Source organism: Pseudomonas sp. IB20, assembly GCF_009707325.1.
Classification (GTDB): Bacteria; Pseudomonadota; Gammaproteobacteria; order Pseudomonadales; family Pseudomonadaceae; genus Aquipseudomonas.
Genome location: NZ_CP046103.1, coordinates 1900664 through 1919177, shown reverse-complemented (window position 1 = coordinate 1919177; position 18514 = coordinate 1900664). Strand labels below are relative to the sequence as shown.

The 18514-nt window shown below is 59.1% G+C and carries 16 protein-coding genes, 2 tRNA genes and 1 rRNA gene; 11 read left to right on the top strand and 8 right to left on the bottom strand.

Going from position 1 to position 18514, the window contains the following annotated elements; translation table 11 throughout:
* Positions 1–241: 241 nt before the first annotated feature.
* The 3 genes from GJU48_RS09005 to GJU48_RS08995 form a co-directional block, all read right to left on the bottom strand.
* Positions 242–317: transfer RNA gene (locus GJU48_RS09005), tRNA-Ala, on the bottom strand.
* A gap of 30 nt (positions 318–347) precedes the next feature.
* Positions 348–424, bottom strand: a tRNA-Ile gene (locus GJU48_RS09000).
* Between the two features lie 82 nt (positions 425–506).
* Positions 507–2029: ribosomal RNA gene (locus GJU48_RS08995) — 16S ribosomal RNA — on the bottom strand.
* 701 nt (positions 2030–2730) lie between these two features.
* On the opposite strand from GJU48_RS08995, the gene rhtA reads away from it, so the two are divergent.
* The 4 genes from rhtA (at position 2731) to GJU48_RS08975 (ending at position 5537) form a co-directional block, all read left to right on the top strand.
* Positions 2731–3618 (top strand): threonine/homoserine exporter RhtA, encoded by an 888-nt coding sequence (gene rhtA / locus GJU48_RS08990; protein ID WP_094953515.1) that lies wholly within the window; start codon positions 2731–2733, stop codon positions 3616–3618.
* A 165-nt stretch (positions 3619–3783) separates the two neighbouring features.
* Positions 3784–4065 carry a hypothetical protein gene (locus tag GJU48_RS08985; protein WP_094953514.1) on the top strand — a complete coding sequence of 94 codons (282 nt, stop codon included), beginning with the start codon at positions 3784–3786 and terminating at the stop codon, positions 4063–4065.
* A 113-nt stretch (positions 4066–4178) separates the two neighbouring features.
* The gene (locus tag GJU48_RS08980; protein WP_094953513.1) at positions 4179–4910 is read left to right on the top strand and encodes an SDR family oxidoreductase; all 732 of its coding nucleotides are present in this window, start codon (positions 4179–4181) and stop codon (positions 4908–4910) included.
* A gap of 36 nt (positions 4911–4946) precedes the next feature.
* The gene (locus GJU48_RS08975) at positions 4947–5537 is read left to right on the top strand and encodes a 2-hydroxychromene-2-carboxylate isomerase (protein WP_094953512.1); all 591 of its coding nucleotides are present in this window, start codon (positions 4947–4949) and stop codon (positions 5535–5537) included.
* A gap of 52 nt (positions 5538–5589) precedes the next feature.
* On the opposite strand, the gene GJU48_RS08970 is transcribed toward GJU48_RS08975, so the two are convergent.
* The 3 genes from GJU48_RS08970 to GJU48_RS08960 form a co-directional block, all read right to left on the bottom strand.
* Complete coding sequence (locus GJU48_RS08970) at positions 5590–7398, bottom strand: aminopeptidase P family protein (RefSeq protein ID WP_094953511.1); 1809 nt, start codon at positions 7396–7398, stop codon at positions 5590–5592.
* 49 nt (positions 7399–7447) lie between these two features.
* Positions 7448–8608 (bottom strand): cysteine desulfurase family protein, encoded by a 1161-nt coding sequence (locus GJU48_RS08965; protein WP_094953510.1) that lies wholly within the window; start codon positions 8606–8608, stop codon positions 7448–7450.
* A gap of 233 nt (positions 8609–8841) precedes the next feature.
* On the bottom strand, positions 8842–9111 hold the full coding sequence (locus GJU48_RS08960) for a hypothetical protein (RefSeq protein ID WP_094953509.1): 270 nt from the start codon (positions 9109–9111) through the stop codon (positions 8842–8844).
* 400 nt (positions 9112–9511) lie between these two features.
* Between GJU48_RS08960 and msuE the strand changes: the two genes are divergently transcribed.
* The 4 genes from msuE to GJU48_RS08940 all read left to right on the top strand — a co-directional run bounded on the left by msuE (position 9512) and on the right by GJU48_RS08940 (position 13672).
* Positions 9512–10075 (top strand): FMN reductase, encoded by a 564-nt coding sequence (gene msuE / locus GJU48_RS08955; RefSeq protein WP_094953516.1) that lies wholly within the window; start codon positions 9512–9514, stop codon positions 10073–10075.
* Between the two features lie 9 nt (positions 10076–10084).
* Positions 10085–11227 carry an FMNH2-dependent alkanesulfonate monooxygenase gene (gene ssuD / locus GJU48_RS08950; RefSeq protein WP_094953508.1) on the top strand — a complete coding sequence of 381 codons (1143 nt, stop codon included), beginning with the start codon at positions 10085–10087 and terminating at the stop codon, positions 11225–11227.
* Positions 11228–11369: 142 nt separating this feature from the next.
* Positions 11370–12557 carry an acyl-CoA dehydrogenase family protein gene (locus tag GJU48_RS08945; protein WP_094953507.1) on the top strand — a complete coding sequence of 396 codons (1188 nt, stop codon included), beginning with the start codon at positions 11370–11372 and terminating at the stop codon, positions 12555–12557.
* An 11-nt stretch (positions 12558–12568) separates the two neighbouring features.
* Complete coding sequence (locus GJU48_RS08940; protein WP_094953506.1) at positions 12569–13672, top strand: sigma-54 interaction domain-containing protein; 1104 nt, start codon at positions 12569–12571, stop codon at positions 13670–13672.
* On the opposite strand, the gene GJU48_RS08935 is transcribed toward GJU48_RS08940, so the two are convergent.
* Positions 13661–14026: an antibiotic biosynthesis monooxygenase gene (locus GJU48_RS08935; RefSeq protein ID WP_094953505.1), complete on the bottom strand. Its 366-nt coding sequence runs from the start codon at positions 14024–14026 to the stop codon at positions 13661–13663. The two genes, GJU48_RS08940 and GJU48_RS08935, sit on opposite strands and share 12 nt — an antisense overlap.
* A 100-nt stretch (positions 14027–14126) precedes the next feature.
* On the opposite strand from GJU48_RS08935, the gene soxR reads away from it, so the two are divergent.
* From soxR to GJU48_RS08920, 3 genes are all read left to right on the top strand, one after another.
* Positions 14127–14567 (top strand): redox-sensitive transcriptional activator SoxR, encoded by a 441-nt coding sequence (gene soxR, locus GJU48_RS08930; RefSeq protein ID WP_094953504.1) that lies wholly within the window; start codon positions 14127–14129, stop codon positions 14565–14567.
* A gap of 484 nt (positions 14568–15051) precedes the next feature.
* Complete coding sequence (locus GJU48_RS08925; RefSeq protein WP_094953810.1) at positions 15052–15927, top strand: alpha/beta fold hydrolase; 876 nt, start codon at positions 15052–15054, stop codon at positions 15925–15927.
* Positions 15928–16388: 461 nt separating this feature from the next.
* On the top strand, positions 16389–17303 hold the full coding sequence (locus tag GJU48_RS08920; RefSeq protein ID WP_218193716.1) for a LysR substrate-binding domain-containing protein: 915 nt from the start codon (positions 16389–16391) through the stop codon (positions 17301–17303).
* Here the strand turns inward: GJU48_RS08920 and GJU48_RS08915 are convergent.
* Positions 17284–18507 (bottom strand): MFS transporter, encoded by a 1224-nt coding sequence (locus GJU48_RS08915; protein ID WP_155295962.1) that lies wholly within the window; start codon positions 18505–18507, stop codon positions 17284–17286. The genes GJU48_RS08920 and GJU48_RS08915 overlap by 20 nt on opposite strands.
* Between the last annotated feature and the right edge of the window lie 7 nt (positions 18508–18514).

Genomic DNA, 18514 nt, shown 5'->3' with positions numbered 1-18514 from the left:
ACCCCAAGCAATCTGGTTATACTGTGAAGACAACATTCGCCGAAAATTCGATAATACTCAATTACGAGTAACTCACAAATTTTACCTTAGCCTGATCCGTTACCAGTGAAAGTAACGTTCAGTCTATCTTTCTATCACATACCCAAATTTTTAAAGAACGATCTAATCAAAGACTAGAAATCAACATTCACCATCGATGGAATGCTCATTTCTAAGCTTTCAAAACTTTCAGAAGCAGTAGTGGTGGAGCCAAACGGGATCGAACCGTTGACCTCCTGCGTGCAAGGCAGGCGCTCTCCCAGCTGAGCTATGGCCCCGTATTTCTACAGGCGTTTCCCACACAAAATTGGTGGGTCTGGGCAGATTCGAACTGCCGACCTCACCCTTATCAGGGGTGCGCTCTAACCAACTGAGCTACAGACCCAATTTCGGGCTGCTTCTTATCGTCTTCTTCAATGAATCAAGCAATTCGTGTGGGAACTTATGGAGCAGCTGATGTCGTCGATTAAGGAGGTGATCCAGCCGCAGGTTCCCCTACGGCTACCTTGTTACGACTTCACCCCAGTCATGAATCACACCGTGGTAACCGTCCTCCCGAAGGTTAGACTAGCTACTTCTGGTGCAACCCACTCCCATGGTGTGACGGGCGGTGTGTACAAGGCCCGGGAACGTATTCACCGCGACATTCTGATTCGCGATTACTAGCGATTCCGACTTCACGCAGTCGAGTTGCAGACTGCGATCCGGACTACGATCGGTTTTTGGGATTAGCTCCACCTCGCGGCTTGGCAACCCTCTGTACCGACCATTGTAGCACGTGTGTAGCCCAGGCCGTAAGGGCCATGATGACTTGACGTCATCCCCACCTTCCTCCGGTTTGTCACCGGCAGTCTCCTTAGAGTGCCCACCATTACGTGCTGGTAACTAAGGACAAGGGTTGCGCTCGTTACGGGACTTAACCCAACATCTCACGACACGAGCTGACGACAGCCATGCAGCACCTGTCTCAATGTTCCCGAAGGCACCAATCTATCTCTAGAAAGTTCATTGGATGTCAAGGCCTGGTAAGGTTCTTCGCGTTGCTTCGAATTAAACCACATGCTCCACCGCTTGTGCGGGCCCCCGTCAATTCATTTGAGTTTTAACCTTGCGGCCGTACTCCCCAGGCGGTCAACTTAATGCGTTAGCTGCGCCACTAAGAGCTCAAGGCTCCCAACGGCTAGTTGACATCGTTTACGGCGTGGACTACCAGGGTATCTAATCCTGTTTGCTCCCCACGCTTTCGCACCTCAGTGTCAGTATTGTCCAGGTGGTCGCCTTCGCCACTGGTGTTCCTTCCTATATCTACGCATTTCACCGCTACACAGGAAATTCCACCACCCTCTACCATACTCTAGTCAGTCAGTTTTGAATGCAGTTCCCAGGTTGAGCCCGGGGATTTCACATCCAACTTAACAAACCACCTACGCGCGCTTTACGCCCAGTAATTCCGATTAACGCTTGCACCCTCTGTATTACCGCGGCTGCTGGCACAGAGTTAGCCGGTGCTTATTCTGTCGGTAACGTCAAAACAATAACTGCTCTTCCTCCCAACTTAAAGTGCTTTACAATCCGAAGACCTTCTTCACACACGCGGCATGGCTGGATCAGGCTTTCGCCCATTGTCCAATATTCCCCACTGCTGCCTCCCGTAGGAGTCTGGACCGTGTCTCAGTTCCAGTGTGACTGATCATCCTCTCAGACCAGTTACGGATCGTAGCCTTGGTGAGCCATTACCTCACCAACTAGCTAATCCGACCTAGGCTCATCTGATAGCGCAAGGCCCGAAGGTCCCCTGCTTTCTCCCGTAGGACGTATGCGGTATTAGCGTCCGTTTCCGAACGTTATCCCCCACTACCAGGCAGATTCCTAGGCATTACTCACCCGTCCGCCGCTCTCAAGAGAAGCAAGCTTCTCTCTACCGCTCGACTTGCATGTGTTAGGCCTGCCGCCAGCGTTCAATCTGAGCCATGATCAAACTCTTCAGTTCAAACATCTTTGGGTTTTTAAGAAACCCTAAACTTGGCTCAGCAATCGTTGGTTACATCTTTGATTTCTCGCGGAGCAACTTGTGATGCTGATAATCTTGTTGACTATCAGTCTGACTCCACAAGCACCCACACGAATTGCTTGATTCAGTTGTTAAAGAGCGGTTGGTTAAGATCTTTCGTCTCAACCGAGGCGCGCATTCTACAGCAGCCTCATTTACTGTCAAGTGATTATTTTCAGAAGTCTTCGAAGATTTCTTCAACAACTTCAACCACTTGCGCCTCCGATCTCTCGTTAGCGGGAGGCGAATTCTACAGCGTTACACGCTGCTGTCAACACCTCTTTTTCTCCGCTTTCGACCGAGAAGATCGAAACGTTAATAGAGCCAAACAACACTGCTCTACCAACTCCTTCTGGGCTTCGATGAACTGAAGCAAGCCGCTGTCGAATTCTTCATAACTCTTTGTTTACCAAGGAGTTTTCCGTTTCGACTGCGCCGGAAGTGGGGCGAATTATAGACTTCCAGAATCTGCCGTCAACCCTTAATTTGGATTTCCTATCAAACAGTCAGAAAACCTACACATCCCTTCTATATAGAGAGTCAAACAGAGCCAGCTGAGCAATATATTGCTCAAAACTCAACTGTTAAGCATCATAGGCCTTCTGCTTCTTCTCTACTATGACTTCGGACGAACACCCCCAATGAGCACCCCACCCCGCAGCCTGGCCTCGGCATTGTTTCCTGTCGGCCTGCTGTTGATCGCCATGGCCTCTATCCAGTCGGGCGCTTCGCTGGCCAAGAGCATGTTCCCCATCGTCGGCGCACAGGGCACCACGACCCTGCGACTGATTTTCGCCAGTGCGATTATGCTGCTTCTGTTACGCCCCTGGCGCGCCAAGCTGACGGCCAAGTCCCTGCGCACCGTCGTCATCTATGGCATGGCACTGGGCGGTATGAACTTTCTCTTCTATATGTCCTTGCGCACAGTGCCACTGGGCATCGCGGTAGCGCTCGAATTCACAGGCCCACTCGCCGTTGCTATCTACGCTTCGCGCCGAGCAGTGGACTTTCTGTGGATTGGCCTCGCAATCGCTGGCCTTCTTTTATTAATCCCAATTGGGGAAGCCAACAGCGGCATCGACTTGACCGGTGCAGCCTACGCACTGGGTGCCGGTGTTTGCTGGGCGTTGTACATCCTGTTCGGTCAGAAGGCCGGCAATGACAATGGCGTCCAAACTGCGGCTCTCGGTGTAATGATCGCCGCTTTGTTTGTCGCCCCCATCGGCATCGTGCATGCTGGCTCCGCTCTACTCACGCCCGCATTGATCCCCGTGGCGATTGGTGTCGCCATTCTCTCCACGGCCTTGCCCTACACCCTGGAAATGGTCGCGCTCACTCGCCTTCCTGCCCGCACCTTCGGCACCCTGATGAGTATCGAACCCGCATTCGGCGCGCTTTCCGGTCTGTTCTTCCTGCAGGAACATTTGTCCCTGGCACAATGGCTGGCCATCGCGTGCATTATTTTGGCCTCAGTAGGCGCCACACTGACGATGCGCAACGAATCCAAACCCTTGGTGCCGGCGGACTGATCATCTTTAAAGGTAGCTCTAGTATTTGCCGCTCATTTAGGCCATGTTTAAGTCGCAAACGAATGTCATTCATGGAGAGTTTCGACAAGGACGCCTGAACGCTACAATCGAGAGCGAGTAAAGCCTGCCTAGCGCCTTTTTGCGAAGCGGCTATTAAGGACGGGAATGAAGCGAATTTTGATACTGTTATTGGTCGTAGGCATTGCTGGCTGTGCAGCGACCACCAAAACAGAAGTGAAACGGGGCAAAAAAGGGCTGCATATCAACTGTTCCGGGCTGTCCTCCTCCTGGGACCAGTGCTACACCAGTGCAACCAATTCATGTGGTGCCAAGGGCTACCGGGTTATCGCCAAGTCGGGTGACAACTCCGAAGAACCTGGCGACTACCCTTTCGGCCTCAACCCTGCCGGCTATACCAGCCGCAGCATGATCGTCATCTGTAAATGACCGCCCGAGCAGTCAATTGCGACTGCTCCCCCTTCTAAAATTTCTGACATCGCCCCGGCCATTTTCGACGCTGCGTCTACACTCCTGCTCGACGACTGAGCAACGGAGTTACCATGACAGACAACCCGAAAATCGTACTGGTAGTGGGTGCCGGTGACGCCACCGGCGGCGCCATCGCCAAGCGCTTCGCCCGCGAGGGTTACATAGCCTGCGTCACCCGCCGCAGCGCCGACAAGCTGCAGCCCTTGGTGGACAGCATCCAGGCAGCGGGTGGCCAAGCTCATGGCTTTGCCTGCGATGCGCGCAAAGAAGACGACGTCATCGCGCTGATCGAGCAGATCGAAACCGAACTAGGCCCCATCGAAGCATTCGTCTTCAACATCGGCGCCAATGTGCCGTGCAGCATCCTCGAAGAAACAGCGCGCAAGTACTTCAAGATATGGGAGATGGCCTGCTTCTCCGGCTTCCTGAACGCGCGCGAAGTGGCCAAACGGATGGTCACGCGCAACCGTGGCACCCTCTTGTTCACGGGTGCGACAGCAGGCTTGCGCGGTAGTGCAGGTTTTGCTGCCTTCGCCGGCGCCAAGCACGGCATCCGAGCGCTCGCGCAAAGCATGGCGCGAGAACTCGGGCCCATGAATATCCACGTCGCCCATGTGGTGATCGACGGTGCCATCGACACGGACTTCATTCGCGACAATTTCCCACAAAAATACGCCCAGAAAGATCAGGACGGCATCCTCAATCCCGAACACATCGCCGACAACTATTGGTACCTGCACACCCAGCCCCGCGACGCCTGGACCTTCGAGCTGGACCTGCGCCCCTGGAATGAACCCTGGTAAGCACGCCTCCATAACAATAAGCAGCGAGCCTCGACCATGAGTAAAACCCTGGAATTCTTCTTTGACCTCGGCAGCCCCGCCACTTACCTGGCGTACACCCAACTCCCCGCCCTGTGTGCCGAAACCGGCACACAGCTGGTTTATCAACCAATGCTGTTGGGCGGCGTATTCAAAGCCACCGGCAATGCCTCACCGATCACCATCCCTGCCAAAGGTCGTTACATGTTTAATGACCTGGCGCGATACGCCCAACGCTACAACGTGACGCTCAAGTTCAACCCGCACTTCCCCATCAACACCCTGGTACTGATGCGTGCGGTGACTGGCATCCAAATGCGCCAACCCGAGCGTTTCCAAGACATCATCGACTGCCTGTTCCGCGCCCTATGGGTCGAAAGTCGCCACTTGGGCGATCCTGCTGTCGTGGCCTCGGTGCTGACCGAAGCGGGCTTTAACCCCGAAGAGGTGCTGGGCCTGGCGAATGACGAAAGCGTAAAAGCTGCACTCAAGGACACCACCGAACAAGCCATTCAACGCGGCGTGTTCGGTGCGCCCAGTATGTTTGTAGGCAACCAGCTGTTCTTCGGTCAGGACCGTCTGGATTTTGTGCGCGAAGCCCTCAGCTAGAGGTCGGCCAACGCAATCCTGATACCGCCGGCCCCCCCCGAACTGCAGCCGATCAAATAGCCGCAGTACGCACCTGCAACCATTCCAGCGCGGCACCGCTGAGCAACGGGCTCAAACGCTCTCGGACCTCAGCGTGGTAGGCGTTGAACCACTCGCGCTCGTCCGCCGTCAGCAGCGACGGTTCCAGGCAACGGGTATCGATTGGGCACAAGGTCAGGGTTTCAAACTTAAGGAACTCACCAAACTCGGTCTTGCCCGCTTCACGGTTCAACACCAGGTTCTCGATGCGCACCCCCCAACGGCCTGGGCGATAAGTACCCGGCTCAATCGACGTAATCATGCCTGGCTGCATAGCCGTTTGCGGCGTAATGGCGGCCTGATAAGCGATCACCTGTGGGCCTTCGTGCACATTCAAGAAATAACCTACACCGTGACCGGTACCATGGCCGTAGTCCACGCCTTCAGCCCAGATCGGCGCACGCGCAATGGCGTCCAGCAGCGGCGACAGAATGCCCTTGGGGAAGTGCGCGCGCGACAGAGCAATCACGCCCTTAAGCACACGCGTGCAGTCGCGCTTCTGCTCTTCGCTCGGCGCGCCGATCGGCACCATCCGCGTGATGTCCGTGGTGCCGCCCAGGTACTGGCCGCCCGAGTCGATCAGCAGCAAGCCATCGCCTTCGATCAGCGCGTGCTCTTCTTCGGTGGCGTGGTAGTGCGGCATCGCGCCGTTGGCGTTGAATGCAGCAATTGTATTGAAACTCAGCGACACATAACCCGGACGACGGGTACGCGCGGCCGTCAGGTGTTCATCAATGGTCAGCTCGGTGATGCGCTCACGGCCCAGCGCACTGTCCAGCCAAGCGAAGAATTCGCACAACGCCGCGCCATCCTGCTCCATGGCTTGGCGGATATGCTCGGCGTCCGCCAGGCTCTTGCGCGATTTGGCCAGGGTGGTCGGGTTCAACCCTTCGACCAGCTTGACGCCGGCATCGAGGTTTTCCAGCAAACCGGCCGTCACCCGCGCCGGGTCGACTTGCAGGCTCGCGCCCTTCGGCACGGCACGCAGCGCATCCGCCACTTCGCTGTAGTCGCGCAGGGTTACACCGTCTTGCTCCAGCACCGTACGCAACTCGGCATCGACCTTACTCGGCGCCACAAACAAAGTGGCCTGCTGCTGGTTGATCAAGGCAAACGAGACAAACACCGGGTTGAACGACACATCGCCGCCACGCAGGTTGAACAACCAGGCGATGTCATCCAGGGTGGCGATGAAGTGCCAGTCGGCGCCCTTCTCTTTCAAACTGGCGCGCAGCGTGGCGAGTTTCTCGCCACGGCTGACGGTGGCCTGCGGCGGCAAGTGTTGATAGATCGGCTGGTTCGGCAATGCCGGGCGGTCTTGCCAGACTTCATTGAGCACATCGATATCGGTACGCAAACGCGCGCCGCGCTCTGCCAGCTTGCCGCCCAAAGTACGCGCCGAGGCCACGGCCATGACCGCGCCGTCCACCGCCACCACGGCGCCTTCCGGGGTTTGCTCGGCCAGCCATTCCAGCGGGCCGGGTTGGCCGGGCTGCAACTTCACCAACTCGATACCACTGCCCTTGAGTTCCTTGGTCGCCTGTTCCCAATAACGGCTATCGGCCCACACACCGGCGAAATCTGCGGTGACAATCAATGTGCCCACTGAACCATGGAACCCCGACAACCATTGTCGCCCCTGCCAGTAACCCGGCAAGTACTCGGACAAGTGCGGGTCGGCCGAGGGCACCAGCAGGGCGTGGATGCCCTCGCGGCGCATCAGTTCACGGGTATGCGCCAGGCGCTGGGGAACCGTTCCATGGGTCAAAGGCTGCGTACTCATTGTGTCTCCTGCTAACCACTAATAATTGTTATGGGTTGCGAATGTTAAATCAGACCGCCCAGAACGCCGGTGCACTGGCGAGGGCAGCCTTGATTAATTGCACCGCTTGGTCGATGTCCTGTTCGGTGGTAAATCGGCCCAGGCTCAAGCGAATGGTACGCCCCGCGCTGCGCGCGTCATGGCCCAGGGCCAGAAGCACGTGGGACGGCGCATTGCTCGCCGAGTTGCACGCCGAGGTCGCCGAGAAAGCGATGCCTGCACTCAGCGCGGCCGAATTGAATTCACCTTCACTGAACGTCAGGCTGAGAGTATGCGGGATACGCTGCGTGGCGCTGCCATTGAGGCGCACACCCGCCACCGATTCCAACTGATCGAGCAGACGCTGACGCAAGGCGACGATCGCGGCCTTTTCTTCAGCGAAAGACGCCGCTGCCAGAGCGAACGCAGTGCCCATGCCTGCAATCTGGTGCGTCGCCAGTGTGCCGGAGCGCAAGCCGCCCTCGTGGCCGCCGCCATGAATCTGCGCCAAGACTTTCTGCTGTGCCCGCGGGCCGACATACAGCGCGCCGATACCCTTGGGGCCATACAGCTTGTGCGCGGAAAACGACATCAAGTCCACCGGCCATTCAGCCAGGTTGATAGCCACTTTGCCGGCACCTTGCGCCGCGTCCACATGCAACAACGCGCCGTGTTCACGCACCCGCGCGCCGATGCCAGGAATGTCGTTCAAGGTGCCCAGTTCGTTATTCACCAGCATCAACGACACCAGAAAGGTGTCCTCACGCAAGGCTTCACTCACAGCCTCGGCGCTGATCAACCCATCGGCGTCCGGCACCAGGTAGGTCACGGCCACCCCGGCTTCCTGCAACTGCCGTGCGGTATCCAGCGTGGCTTTATGCTCGATCTGGCTGGTAATGATGTGCCCGCCCGCCACTCCACGCGCCTGGGCCACGCCCTTGATCGCAAGGTTGTTGGATTCAGTCGCACCGGAAGTCCAGACGATCTGCTCAGGGCTGGCCCCAACCAACTCGGCGACCTGGCGCCGCGCCTGTTCAACCGTTTGCCGGGCCGCTTGGCCGAACGCATGGGAACTGGATGCAGGATTACCAAAATTGGCATTGAAGCCCAGACACTCGACCATCACTTGGATGACCCGCTCATCCACCGGCGTGGTGGCAGCGTAGTCGAAATACAACGGACGTTTATTCATGACGTTTAAGACTCGCAGAGCGTATTCCCGAGAGCAACGTCTCAGGGGCATCAACCGGAACAGAGGTCGTCAGGTTTAACCGATCGAATGCCATTAAAGAAGGACCACTTTATTTAAATGTGCGTAGGAACGCTCCTGAAATTCAGCTTAACAGGCTGAAGTAGCCCCATGGCAAACAAAAAGCCCGAGGTTCCTTAAGGGAATCCTCGGGCTTTTTGCCGCTGAGCGCGGGCTCAACTGGGACGACCCTGCAGGGCCACACTGCGTTCGGCGTTCATTTCGCCATGGTGATCAAAGCCGAAGGGCTTGTGTGGCTGGCCCGTCAGTGCGGCACGCTGCTGTTGGTATTCATCAAATGACAGCCCGCGACGGCTCAGCGCCTCCAAGGCAAGCTGCTTGGTTTCTTCTGCGGTGTAGGGGCGCGACTCAGGTGACGGATGAGTCGCACAACCGGCGAGGACGGCGCTGACAACTATTAAGGAAACAGCCAGAAAGTGGTTCATGGTGAAGGCCCTGCGAAGGAGGTTTCGAGTCAATGAACACAGGCTACTCCCGCCCTTTCACAGTTAAAAATCATCGCCCGTGATAGTCGCTATCAACCGTTCAGACACCTGCGATAGCGAACCCTTGATATTCATTTAAGATCTATAAATATGGAAATACGTTCATTTACGGAATAACCGTAACCCTCTATAAATGGCCTCACGCCGAATCAACACTGTTCGCCACGCAACTGTTGCCCAGGCAACAGTCATTCAACAAAACACCAAGCAGCCAACAGCTTCACTTTTCAGCAGGGAACCTGCAGCCCACGCCAATCAAGGCTTTTAGCCGTTGGTACAGCTCTTGCTCAACACCTTGCACTGCACCCGCTACGTAGCCCTGTTGAAAAAGGAACTGTTCATGACCCGTCCCCTGAATGTCGTTGCCCTGTCCGGCGGAACCTGGCGCCCGTCGCGTACCCTGGTGCTGACCCAAGCCGTGCTGGCCGAACTGGCCACCCTGCTGCCGATCGAGACCACATTGATCGAACTGGGCGACATTGCCCGGCCCTTGGGCGGTGCCCTGTCGCGTGATGAGCTGCCGGCGCAGGTCGAATCGCAACTGTTGGCCATCGAACAGGCCGACCTGCTGATCGTCGCCGCACCGGTGTATCGCGGCTCCTACCCGGGCCTGCTCAAGCACCTGTTCGATCTGGTCGGTCTTAATTCGCTGATCAACACGCCAGTACTGCTCGCCGCAACCGGCGGCAGCGAACGCCACGCGTTGGTCCTCGATCACCAATTGCGGCCGCTGTTCAGCTTCTTTCAGGCACTGACCTTGCCAATCGGCGAGTACGCCACCGAAGCCGACTTCACCGACTACCAAATAACCAGTGAGCCCCTGAAGGGCCGTATACGCCTTGCCGCAGAACGCGCAGCGCCTTTGTTTGCCGCGCACTCTCCCTCTCTGCTAAAAATCGCTTAAGGATTTGTCATGGATGTTTTTTGGTTTCTGCCGACGCATGGCGACGGGCATTACCTGGGCACCACCCAAGGCGCGCGCCCGGTCACCCTCAATTATCTGAAGCAAGTCGCGCAAGCGGCGGACAACCTCGGTTACTACGGCGTGCTGATTCCTACCGGGCGTTCGTGCGAAGACTCCTGGGTGATCGCCTCGGCGTTGGTGCCGCTGACCGAACGTTTGCGTTACCTGGTCGCCATTCGCCCGGGCATCATCTCGCCCACCGTCTCCGCGCGCATGGCTGCGACACTGGACCGATTATCTAACGGCCGCTTGCTGATCAACGTGGTGACCGGCGGCGACCCCGACGAAAACCGTGGCGACGGCAGTTTCCTCGACCACAGCGAACGCTACGAAGTCTCCGACGAATTCCTGCAGATCTGGCGCCGCGTGTTGCAGGGCGAATCGGTAGATTTTGAAGGCAAACACCTGCGCGTGCAGAACGCCAAGGCCCTTTACCCACCGGTGCAGAAGCCGTATCCGCCACTGTACTTCGGCGGTTCTTCCGACGCCGCCCACGACCTGGCCGCAGAGCAGGTCGACGTGTACCTGACCTGGGGCGAGCCGCCCGCCGCCGTCGCGGAAAAGCTCGCGGATGTACGTGAACGCGCCGCACGCCACGGCCGCACCGTGAAGTTCGGCATTCGCCTGCACGTGATCGTGCGCGAAACCGAAGAAGACGCCTGGAAAGCCGCCGACAAACTGATCGAACACATCAGCGACGACACCATCGCCGCCGCGCAAAAATCCTTCTCGCGCTTTGACTCCGAAGGCCAGCGCCGCATGGCGGCCTTGCATGACGGGCGCCGCGACAACCTGGAAATCGCCCCCAACCTGTGGGCCGGCGTCGGCCTGGTACGCGGCGGCGCCGGCACCGCATTGGTAGGCAACCCACAGCAAGTGGCCGAGCGCATCAAGGAATACGCCGACCTGGGTATCGAGAGCTTCATCTTCTCCGGCTACCCGCACCTGGAAGAAGCCTATCGCTTTGCCGAACTGGTGTTCCCGCTGCTGCCGGAACCCTACGCGAGCCTCGCCGGGCGCGGCATCACCAACCTCACCGGCCCGTTTGGCGAAATGATTGCCAATGATGTGCTGCCAAAAACGAAGGCCTGAGTGCAGTGAAGCCTGCTTTATGTGGGAACTGCTTTTCTGTGGGAGCCGGGCTTGCCAGCGAGCCATCGCTGCGGTGCGACGACTCGACAAGCCAGCTCCCACATTTGGGCTTCATTGCCAAATAGACATTGAGGAACACCGTGTGACAGCCAAACCCCACAGCGTCCTGCCCTCGCCGCTGCAAACCGCCAAACTGCTGGCCGCCGAGTTCGCCCTCACTGCCGTCGAGCGCGACGAGCGTGGCGGTACACCCAAAGCCGAACGTGACGCCCTGCGCCACAGCGGCCTGCTGGCCCTGAGCATTCCCACCCAATACGGCGGCCTCGGCGCGCGCTGGAGCGAAACCCTGGGCATCGTGCGCGAATTCGCCAAGGTCGACAGCTCCATCGCCCATGTCTTCGGCTTCCACCACTTGATGCTCGCCACCGTGCGCTTGTTTGCGCGCCCGGACCAATGGCAACCCTGGTTCGAACAGACCGCGCGTAAAAACTGGTTCTGGGGCAACGCCCTCAACCCGCTGGACACCCGTACGGTGGTCAAGGATTTCGGCGGCTGGCGTGAGTTCTCCGGCAAAAAAAGCTTCTGTTCCGGCGCCAGCGACTCGGAAATGCTCATTGCCTCGGCGGTGGATGAGAACGCCGGCGGCAAACTGCTGATCGCGGCCATTCCCAGCGGGCGCAGCGGCATCACCTTGCACAACGACTGGAACAACATCGGCCAACGCCAGACCGACAGCGGCAGCGCCAGCTTTGAACGGGTGCGCGTCGAGGAATCGGAATTGCTCCTCGACCCAGGCCCGCTGAGTACGCCCTTCGCCTGCCTGCGCCCACTGATCGCGCAACTGACGTTCACGCATATGTTTCTCGGGATTGCCGAAGGCGCCTTTGAAGAAGCACGCAATTACACCCTGACCGAAACCCGTTCGTGGCATAAATCCTCGGCCGTCGACGTGCGCCAGGACCCTTACGTGCTGCACCACTACGGCGAGTTCTGGGTCGCGCTGGAAGGCGTGCGCCTGCTGGTGGAACGCGCCGCCGAGCTGCTCGACCAGGCCTGGGCCAAAGGCCCCAACCTGAACGAACACGAGCGCGGCCAATTGGCGATTGCGATTGCCATCGCTAAGGTCGCCGCCACCCGCCAAGGCCTGGATTTGTGCAGCCGCCTGTTTGAAGTCACCGGCGCGCGGTCCACCCACGCCTCGCTGCGCCTGGATCGCCACTGGCGCAACCTGCGCACGCAAACCTTGCATGATCCGGTGGACTACAAACTCCACGAACTGGGGGACTGGGCCTTGAACCAGTCCCTGCCGATTCCAACGTTCTACTCCTAAGAGAGGTGCCCATGCAGCTGTTAACCCTACCGCCCTCGCCCGCCCTCGCGACCTCGATCCGCGCTACGGCCCAGGTCTTCGAAGACCCCAAATCCCAGGCGCTGCTCGACCACATCCAGCAAGTGGCGCCCAGCGAAGCCAGCGTGCTGATCATCGGCGAAACCGGCACCGGTAAAGAGCTGGTGGCGCGCCACATCCATAACCTCAGTGCACGGCGCAACCGGCCGTTTGTGGCGGTCAACTGCGGCGCGTTCTCTGAATCCCTGGTGGAAGCTGAACTGTTCGGCCATGAAAAAGGCGCGTTTACCGGCGCCCTCAGCGCCAAGGCCGGCTGGTTCGAAGAGGCCGACGGCGGCACCTTGTTCCTCGATGAGATTGGCGATTTGCCGATGGCGATCCAGGTCAAACTGCTGCGCGTATTGCAAGAGCGCGAAGTGGTGCGCCTGGGTTCGCGTAAGAGTATTCCAATTGATGTACGCGTACTGGCCGCCACCAACGTACAGCTGGAAAAAGCCATCAACGCCGGGCATTTCCGCGAAGACCTCTACTACCGCCTCGACGTGGTCAGCTTGGAACTCAGCCCGTTGCGCGAACGCCCCGGCGACATCCTGCCGCTGACTCGCCACTTCATCGAAGCCTACAGCCAGCGCTTGGGTTACGGCCCGATCACCATCAGCCGCGAGGCCGAGCACAAGCTCAAGAGCTACAGCTGGCCGGGCAATATTCGCGAGCTGGAAAACGTGATCCACCACACCCTGTTGATCTGCCGTAACGGCGTGATCGAACGCGATGATCTGCGCCTGTCGAACATGCGCATCGAGCGCCAGGACGACAGCCAGCACGGCACCGACAACAGCGCCGAAGCATTGCTGGCGCGCGCCTTTCAGAAGCTCTTCGAGGAACAGGCCGGCGCGCTGCATGAAAAGGTCGAGGACGCATTACTGCGCGCCGCCTACCGCTTCAGCCACTACAACCAAGTGCACACCGCCAACCTGCTGGGCCTGAGCCGCAACGTCACGCGCACCCGCTTGATCAAAATTGGCGAGTTGGCGGTGAACAAGCGCCGCCCCGGAGAAAACATGCAAGGCGAGCGCATGTTGCACCTATCCATTTAGGCGGCAGTGCAACGCATTGTCATGGCTGCGCTCAAAGCTGCGCAGCACTTGAAACGAACCGAAGGTCACCGCCGTGGCCTGATGGGCGCGGATCAGCGTCCAGAAGTCTTCCTCACCGTGCTCAAAGCATTTAAAGGCCGCCTCGCCCTCCTCGCGCGAGCGCCATTGCAGGTAATTGAGCACCCGCCGCCCGTCATCGCTGACCTGCACACTCGCATTGATAAAGCCGCCATGGCCCTGGGCCAGGCGCTCGCTTTGGGTCGACAACGCCGCCACCAGCGCCCGCTGCTGCTGGGGCTCGATCTGAAACTCGATCAATTGAGTGAAGCCGCAATTTTTCTCTGATACCTGCATGAACACTCCCCTCTTTCTGTAGGCAGAATCTTGCGATTCGATGCCACGCAGGGTAAAACCTCTAGTTAAGTCAAGGTCAAGCATTGTTTCGGAGTTTTTCATGCTCAACAAAGCACTCACCGTCGGCCAATTGGCCGCCCGCAGTGGCGTGGCCGTCACGGCCCTGCATTTCTATGAAGCCAAGGGGCTGATCAAGAGCAATCGCAATGCCGGCAACCAGCGGCGTTACCCACGGGATGTGTTGCGGCGGGTGGTGGTGATCAAGATCGCCCAGCGTTTGGGCATACCGCTGGCGACGATTGGCGAGGCCTTGCAAACGTTACCGAATGAACGCACGCCCACCGCTGAAGACTGGGAACGGTTGTCGGCCCTGTGGCGAGAGGACCTGGATCATCGCATCAACAAATTGATGCTGCTGCGCGACAAGCTCAGTGGCTGTATCGGGTGTGGGTGTTTGTCGTTGGAAGCGTGCCCGTTGCGTAATGAGGGGGATCAGCTCAGCGAGCGCGGCCCGGGGGCGCAGCTGTTGGAGCCCACCTAAAAACTGAAGTGAAAACCCAATCAATGTGGGAGCTGCCTTGTCGGATCGCCGCACCGCTGCGATGCAGACACCTCGGTCCATCAGGTACACCGAGTTGATGCCATCGCAGGCAAGCCAGCTCCCACATTAAATTGAGTTCAGTTTCAAATATCAGGGACCCGCTGTAAGAGCGGAACCCATAGCAGCCGTTACCCAAATAACGGATATGTACCCAGCGCCCCCCCGCGACAACCAAAGCATTCAACCCCTAAAAAGATGTGTAGATACCTCCTATGCTGCGATGGCATCGCCACCGTGTATCTGTCAGACCGAGTAGTCTGCATCGCAGGCAAGCCAGCTCCCACATGAGTCCTCATTGTTTGAAATGATAGAGCCCGGCTTGCAGGCTCCTACACACTTCATGAACACCCCCTCCACGCTTTCCCCCTTGCCCCCGACGCCGGGTGATTCCAGGATGCAGCCAATCATCACAAGGAGCCATTCCATGTTCGCCGGATTCCAAAAAGACCAGTGCCACGTCAATGGCGTGGACATCAGCTACCGCCAAGGCGGTACAGGTCCCGGTCTGCTCCTGCTGCACGGGCACCCGCAAACCCACGTCATCTGGCACAAAGTCGCCGAACAGCTGGCCGAGCATTTCACCGTGGTCGCGGCCGACCTGCGCGGTTATGGCGACAGCAGCAAGCCGCCGGCCAATGACCAGCACACAAACTACTCGAAACGCGAAATGGCCCGCGACGGCGTCGAACTGATGCAGGCCTTGGGCTTCGATACGTTCTCGGTGCTGGCCCACGACCGTGGCGCCCGCGTTGCTCATCGCCTGGCGCTGGACCATCCAAAGGCGGTGCAACGCATGGTGTTGCTGGATATCGCGCCGACCCTATCGATGTACGCCCAGACCGATGAAGCGTTCGCCCGCGCCTACTGGCACTGGTTCTTCCTGATCCGCCCGGCGCCGTTGCCGGAAGCCTTGATCGAGAGCAACCCCGAGCTGTACCTGCGCAGCGTGATGGGCAGCCGCAGTGCCGGGCTCAAGCCGTTCACCGATGAGGCCTTCGCCGAATACCTGCGCTGCCTGCAACTGCCGGGCACTGCGCGCGGCATCTGCGAAGACTATCGCGCCGCCGCCGGCCTCGACCTTGAGCACGACCAGGCGGACATCGACGCCGGCAACCCCTTGAACCTGCCGTTGCTGGTGATGTGGGGCGCCGAAGGCACCGTCGGGCGCTGTTTCGAGCCGCTTAAGGAGTGGCAGAAAGTCGCCACCGACGTGCGTGGCAAAGCCCTGCCGGCCGGCCACTATCTTGCCGAAGAAGTCCCTGAATTGTTGCTCGGCGAAGTCCTGACCTTTCTTCGCTGAAGCCATTGCCCTGAATCATGTAAACCCGTGACCTGAAACACCCGCCTCGCAGGCTGCCAATGGCCTGCGACGGGTTCGTTTTGCCCAAAACAACGCACCGAGATAATAACAATGACAATCAGAAAACTGCTGGGAGCCCCGTACGTGCAGGTGCTCATCGCTATCGCGTTGGGTGTGGTGAACTCGATCGCGAGAAAATGGCGCCTGTCGCCCTCAAGCGCGGCCGGCATGCGCGCGCTGCGGCACAGGCCAAGATCGCTGCCGAGTAAACACCGATGCTATTGTGGCGGCTCATGCCGCCACGCCTGTATCGCGTTGGGTGTGGTGAACTCGATCGCGAGAAAATGGCGCCTGTCGCCCTCAAGCGCGGCCGGCATGCGCGCGCTGCGGCACAGGCCAAGATCGCTGCCGAGTAAACACCGATGCTATTGTGGCGGCTCATGCCGCCACGCCTGTTCGTGATGACTCATAAGAAAGATACCGTGCCCCTACCCGAAGACCTGCGGGTGTTTCTCACCGTGATCCGCAAGGCCGGCTTCGCAGCCGCCGCCGATGAGCTGGGGTTGTCGCCTGCGTATGTGAGCAAGCGTATCCAGATCCTCGAAACCACCCTGGCCACCCGCCTGCTGCACCGCACCAGCCGGCGCATCGCCCTGACCGAAGACGGTGAACGGGTGCAGCGCTGGGCCGTGCGCATCCTCGAAGACTTCCAGCAACTGTCCGACGAACTCAGCGACGCCCATGACAGCCCGCGTGGCCATCTGCATCTGTGCAGCAGCTTCGGTTTTGGCCGCAACCATGTGGCGCCGGCCCTGTCGTTACTGGCCGAACAGTACCCGGACCTGGAAATCCGCCTGGACCTGTTCGACCGCGTGGTGGACATCGTCAGCGAAGGCTTCGACCTGGAGATTCGCGTGGGCGATGACATCCCCGGCCAGCACATCGGCCGACACCTGGTGAGCAACCGCCGGGTGCTGTGCGCCGCGCCGGCCTATCTCAAACGCCGTGGCACGCCGCAACACCTGAGTGATCTGGAGCAACACGACTGCCTGGTGCTCAAAGAACGCGACAACGCGTTCGGCATCTGGAACCTGGAGCGTGACGGCGCCCCCGACAGCGTGCGCGTGCGTGGGCCGCTGTCCTCCAATAATGGCGAAATCGTATTGCAGTGGGCCCTGGACGGGCGCGGGGTCTTGCTGCGTTCGATGTGGGACGTGAAGCCGTTGCTGGAACAGGGCAAGCTGGTGCAAGTGCTGCACGCCTACACCCAGAGCGCCAACGTGTGGGCGGTGTACCCGACACGCTTGGCCTACTCTGGGAAATTAAGAGCCTGTGTGGAGTTTTTGCAGGAGCACTTCAAGGGGTTGTCGATTTGATGCTGTGGTCGCTCCGCCATATACCCATGACCAACAAAGCGGTCAGCGGCAGGCCATGAAACAGCACAATCACCTGCGCCGGCGTCCACGTCAGGTAGAACGGCCCCACCACCAACATGCCCACGCCGAAGCCAGCCATCTGGATCAGGGTCAATAAGCTGAACAGCGGCAGGCGCAGGCTGTCTGGCTCGCTTTGCGCACGGGAGATCAACGCCACTTCGGACACGCCGTCGCCCAGCCCCGCCCACACCACCAACAGCAGTGCCAACCACAGTTCGGTTTGCTGGAAGGTCAGGATGAAGCCGCTGGACATCAGCGCCACGCCCAGCATGAACAGGCGTTCCATGGCTTGGGTGCCACGGCCTTTGAGCAACGCACTGGCGATTCGCGCACCGACGAACTTGCCGCACGCCCACACCGCCAGCAGATACCCCATGACGGTCTTGGCTGTGTCCGGCGAAATGTACTGCGACAGCACCGGCCAGCCGACGTTATGCGCAGCGCTACCGAGGGTGTCGAGCATGCTGATCAACAACATCGCCGCCAGCACCGGCGCGCCCCGCAGCCCTTGGGTCAGCTCACGCCACTCCGCCGAGAGCCCGCGGTGCACGGCGACGGTGACCGAATACAAGGCGCGCAACGGCATGATCAGGCACGCAGCCAGGACGTAGGTGCCGATGTTGACGGCAAACACCGCCTCGAATCCTCCCGTGGCAATCAGCAACCCGGACAGCAGGCTGCCGAACACCGCACCGGTGGCCGCCGCCGACGTGATCCACGCATTGGTGCTCACCCGCTGTTCAAGCGCGACCCACGTCGGCAACTGGCTGTTCAGGCCAATCGCAAACAGCGAATTGCATAGGCCGATACCAAACGCGATAAAGGGCAGCACGCTGAGCTGATGCGCCGGTATCAGCACCAGCAGCGGCAACAGCAGCAATGCTCTGGCCAGGTCCAGCCCCGCCAGGGTGCTACGCCCTGGAAAGCGCCGAAAAAACGTAATGCCGAACAAGCTGGCGACAATCCCGCCGGTGACGCGGCACGCCAGGAAAATACTGACAAACACCACGCTTTGGCTGAGCCAGTAAACGTAGGTGGACAGCGCCACCATATTGAGGAACGCGCCAAAGTCCGAAACGCCACGGGCAAAGATGATCAAGCGCGCGTTGCGGGTCGACAGGGTCAGCTGCGGATCTTGGCTCATGCAGGCA

Bases quoted from the DNA above. Each gene is read 5' to 3' on its own strand.
- rhtA (WP_094953515.1), top strand. From the start codon at position 2,731: ATGAGCACCCCACCCCGCAGCCTGGCCTCGGCATTGTTTCCTGTCGGC.
- GJU48_RS08985 (WP_094953514.1), top strand. From the start codon at position 3,784: ATGAAGCGAATTTTGATACTGTTATTGGTCGTAGGCATTGCTGGCTGT.
- GJU48_RS08980 (WP_094953513.1), top strand. From the start codon at position 4,179: ATGACAGACAACCCGAAAATCGTACTGGTAGTGGGTGCCGGTGACGCC.
- GJU48_RS08975 (WP_094953512.1), top strand. From the start codon at position 4,947: ATGAGTAAAACCCTGGAATTCTTCTTTGACCTCGGCAGCCCCGCCACT.
- GJU48_RS08970 (WP_094953511.1), bottom strand. From the start codon at position 7,398: ATGAGTACGCAGCCTTTGACCCATGGAACGGTTCCCCAGCGCCTGGCG.
- GJU48_RS08965 (WP_094953510.1), bottom strand. From the start codon at position 8,608: ATGAATAAACGTCCGTTGTATTTCGACTACGCTGCCACCACGCCGGTG.
- GJU48_RS08960 (WP_094953509.1), bottom strand. From the start codon at position 9,111: ATGAACCACTTTCTGGCTGTTTCCTTAATAGTTGTCAGCGCCGTCCTC.
- msuE (WP_094953516.1), top strand. From the start codon at position 9,512: ATGACCCGTCCCCTGAATGTCGTTGCCCTGTCCGGCGGAACCTGGCGC.
- ssuD (WP_094953508.1), top strand. From the start codon at position 10,085: ATGGATGTTTTTTGGTTTCTGCCGACGCATGGCGACGGGCATTACCTG.
- GJU48_RS08940 (WP_094953506.1), top strand. From the start codon at position 12,569: ATGCAGCTGTTAACCCTACCGCCCTCGCCCGCCCTCGCGACCTCGATC.
- GJU48_RS08935 (WP_094953505.1), bottom strand. From the start codon at position 14,026: ATGCAGGTATCAGAGAAAAATTGCGGCTTCACTCAATTGATCGAGTTT.
- soxR (WP_094953504.1), top strand. From the start codon at position 14,127: ATGCTCAACAAAGCACTCACCGTCGGCCAATTGGCCGCCCGCAGTGGC.
- GJU48_RS08925 (WP_094953810.1), top strand. From the start codon at position 15,052: ATGTTCGCCGGATTCCAAAAAGACCAGTGCCACGTCAATGGCGTGGAC.
- GJU48_RS08920 (WP_218193716.1), top strand. From the start codon at position 16,389: ATGACTCATAAGAAAGATACCGTGCCCCTACCCGAAGACCTGCGGGTG.
- GJU48_RS08915 (WP_155295962.1), bottom strand. From the start codon at position 18,507: ATGAGCCAAGATCCGCAGCTGACCCTGTCGACCCGCAACGCGCGCTTG.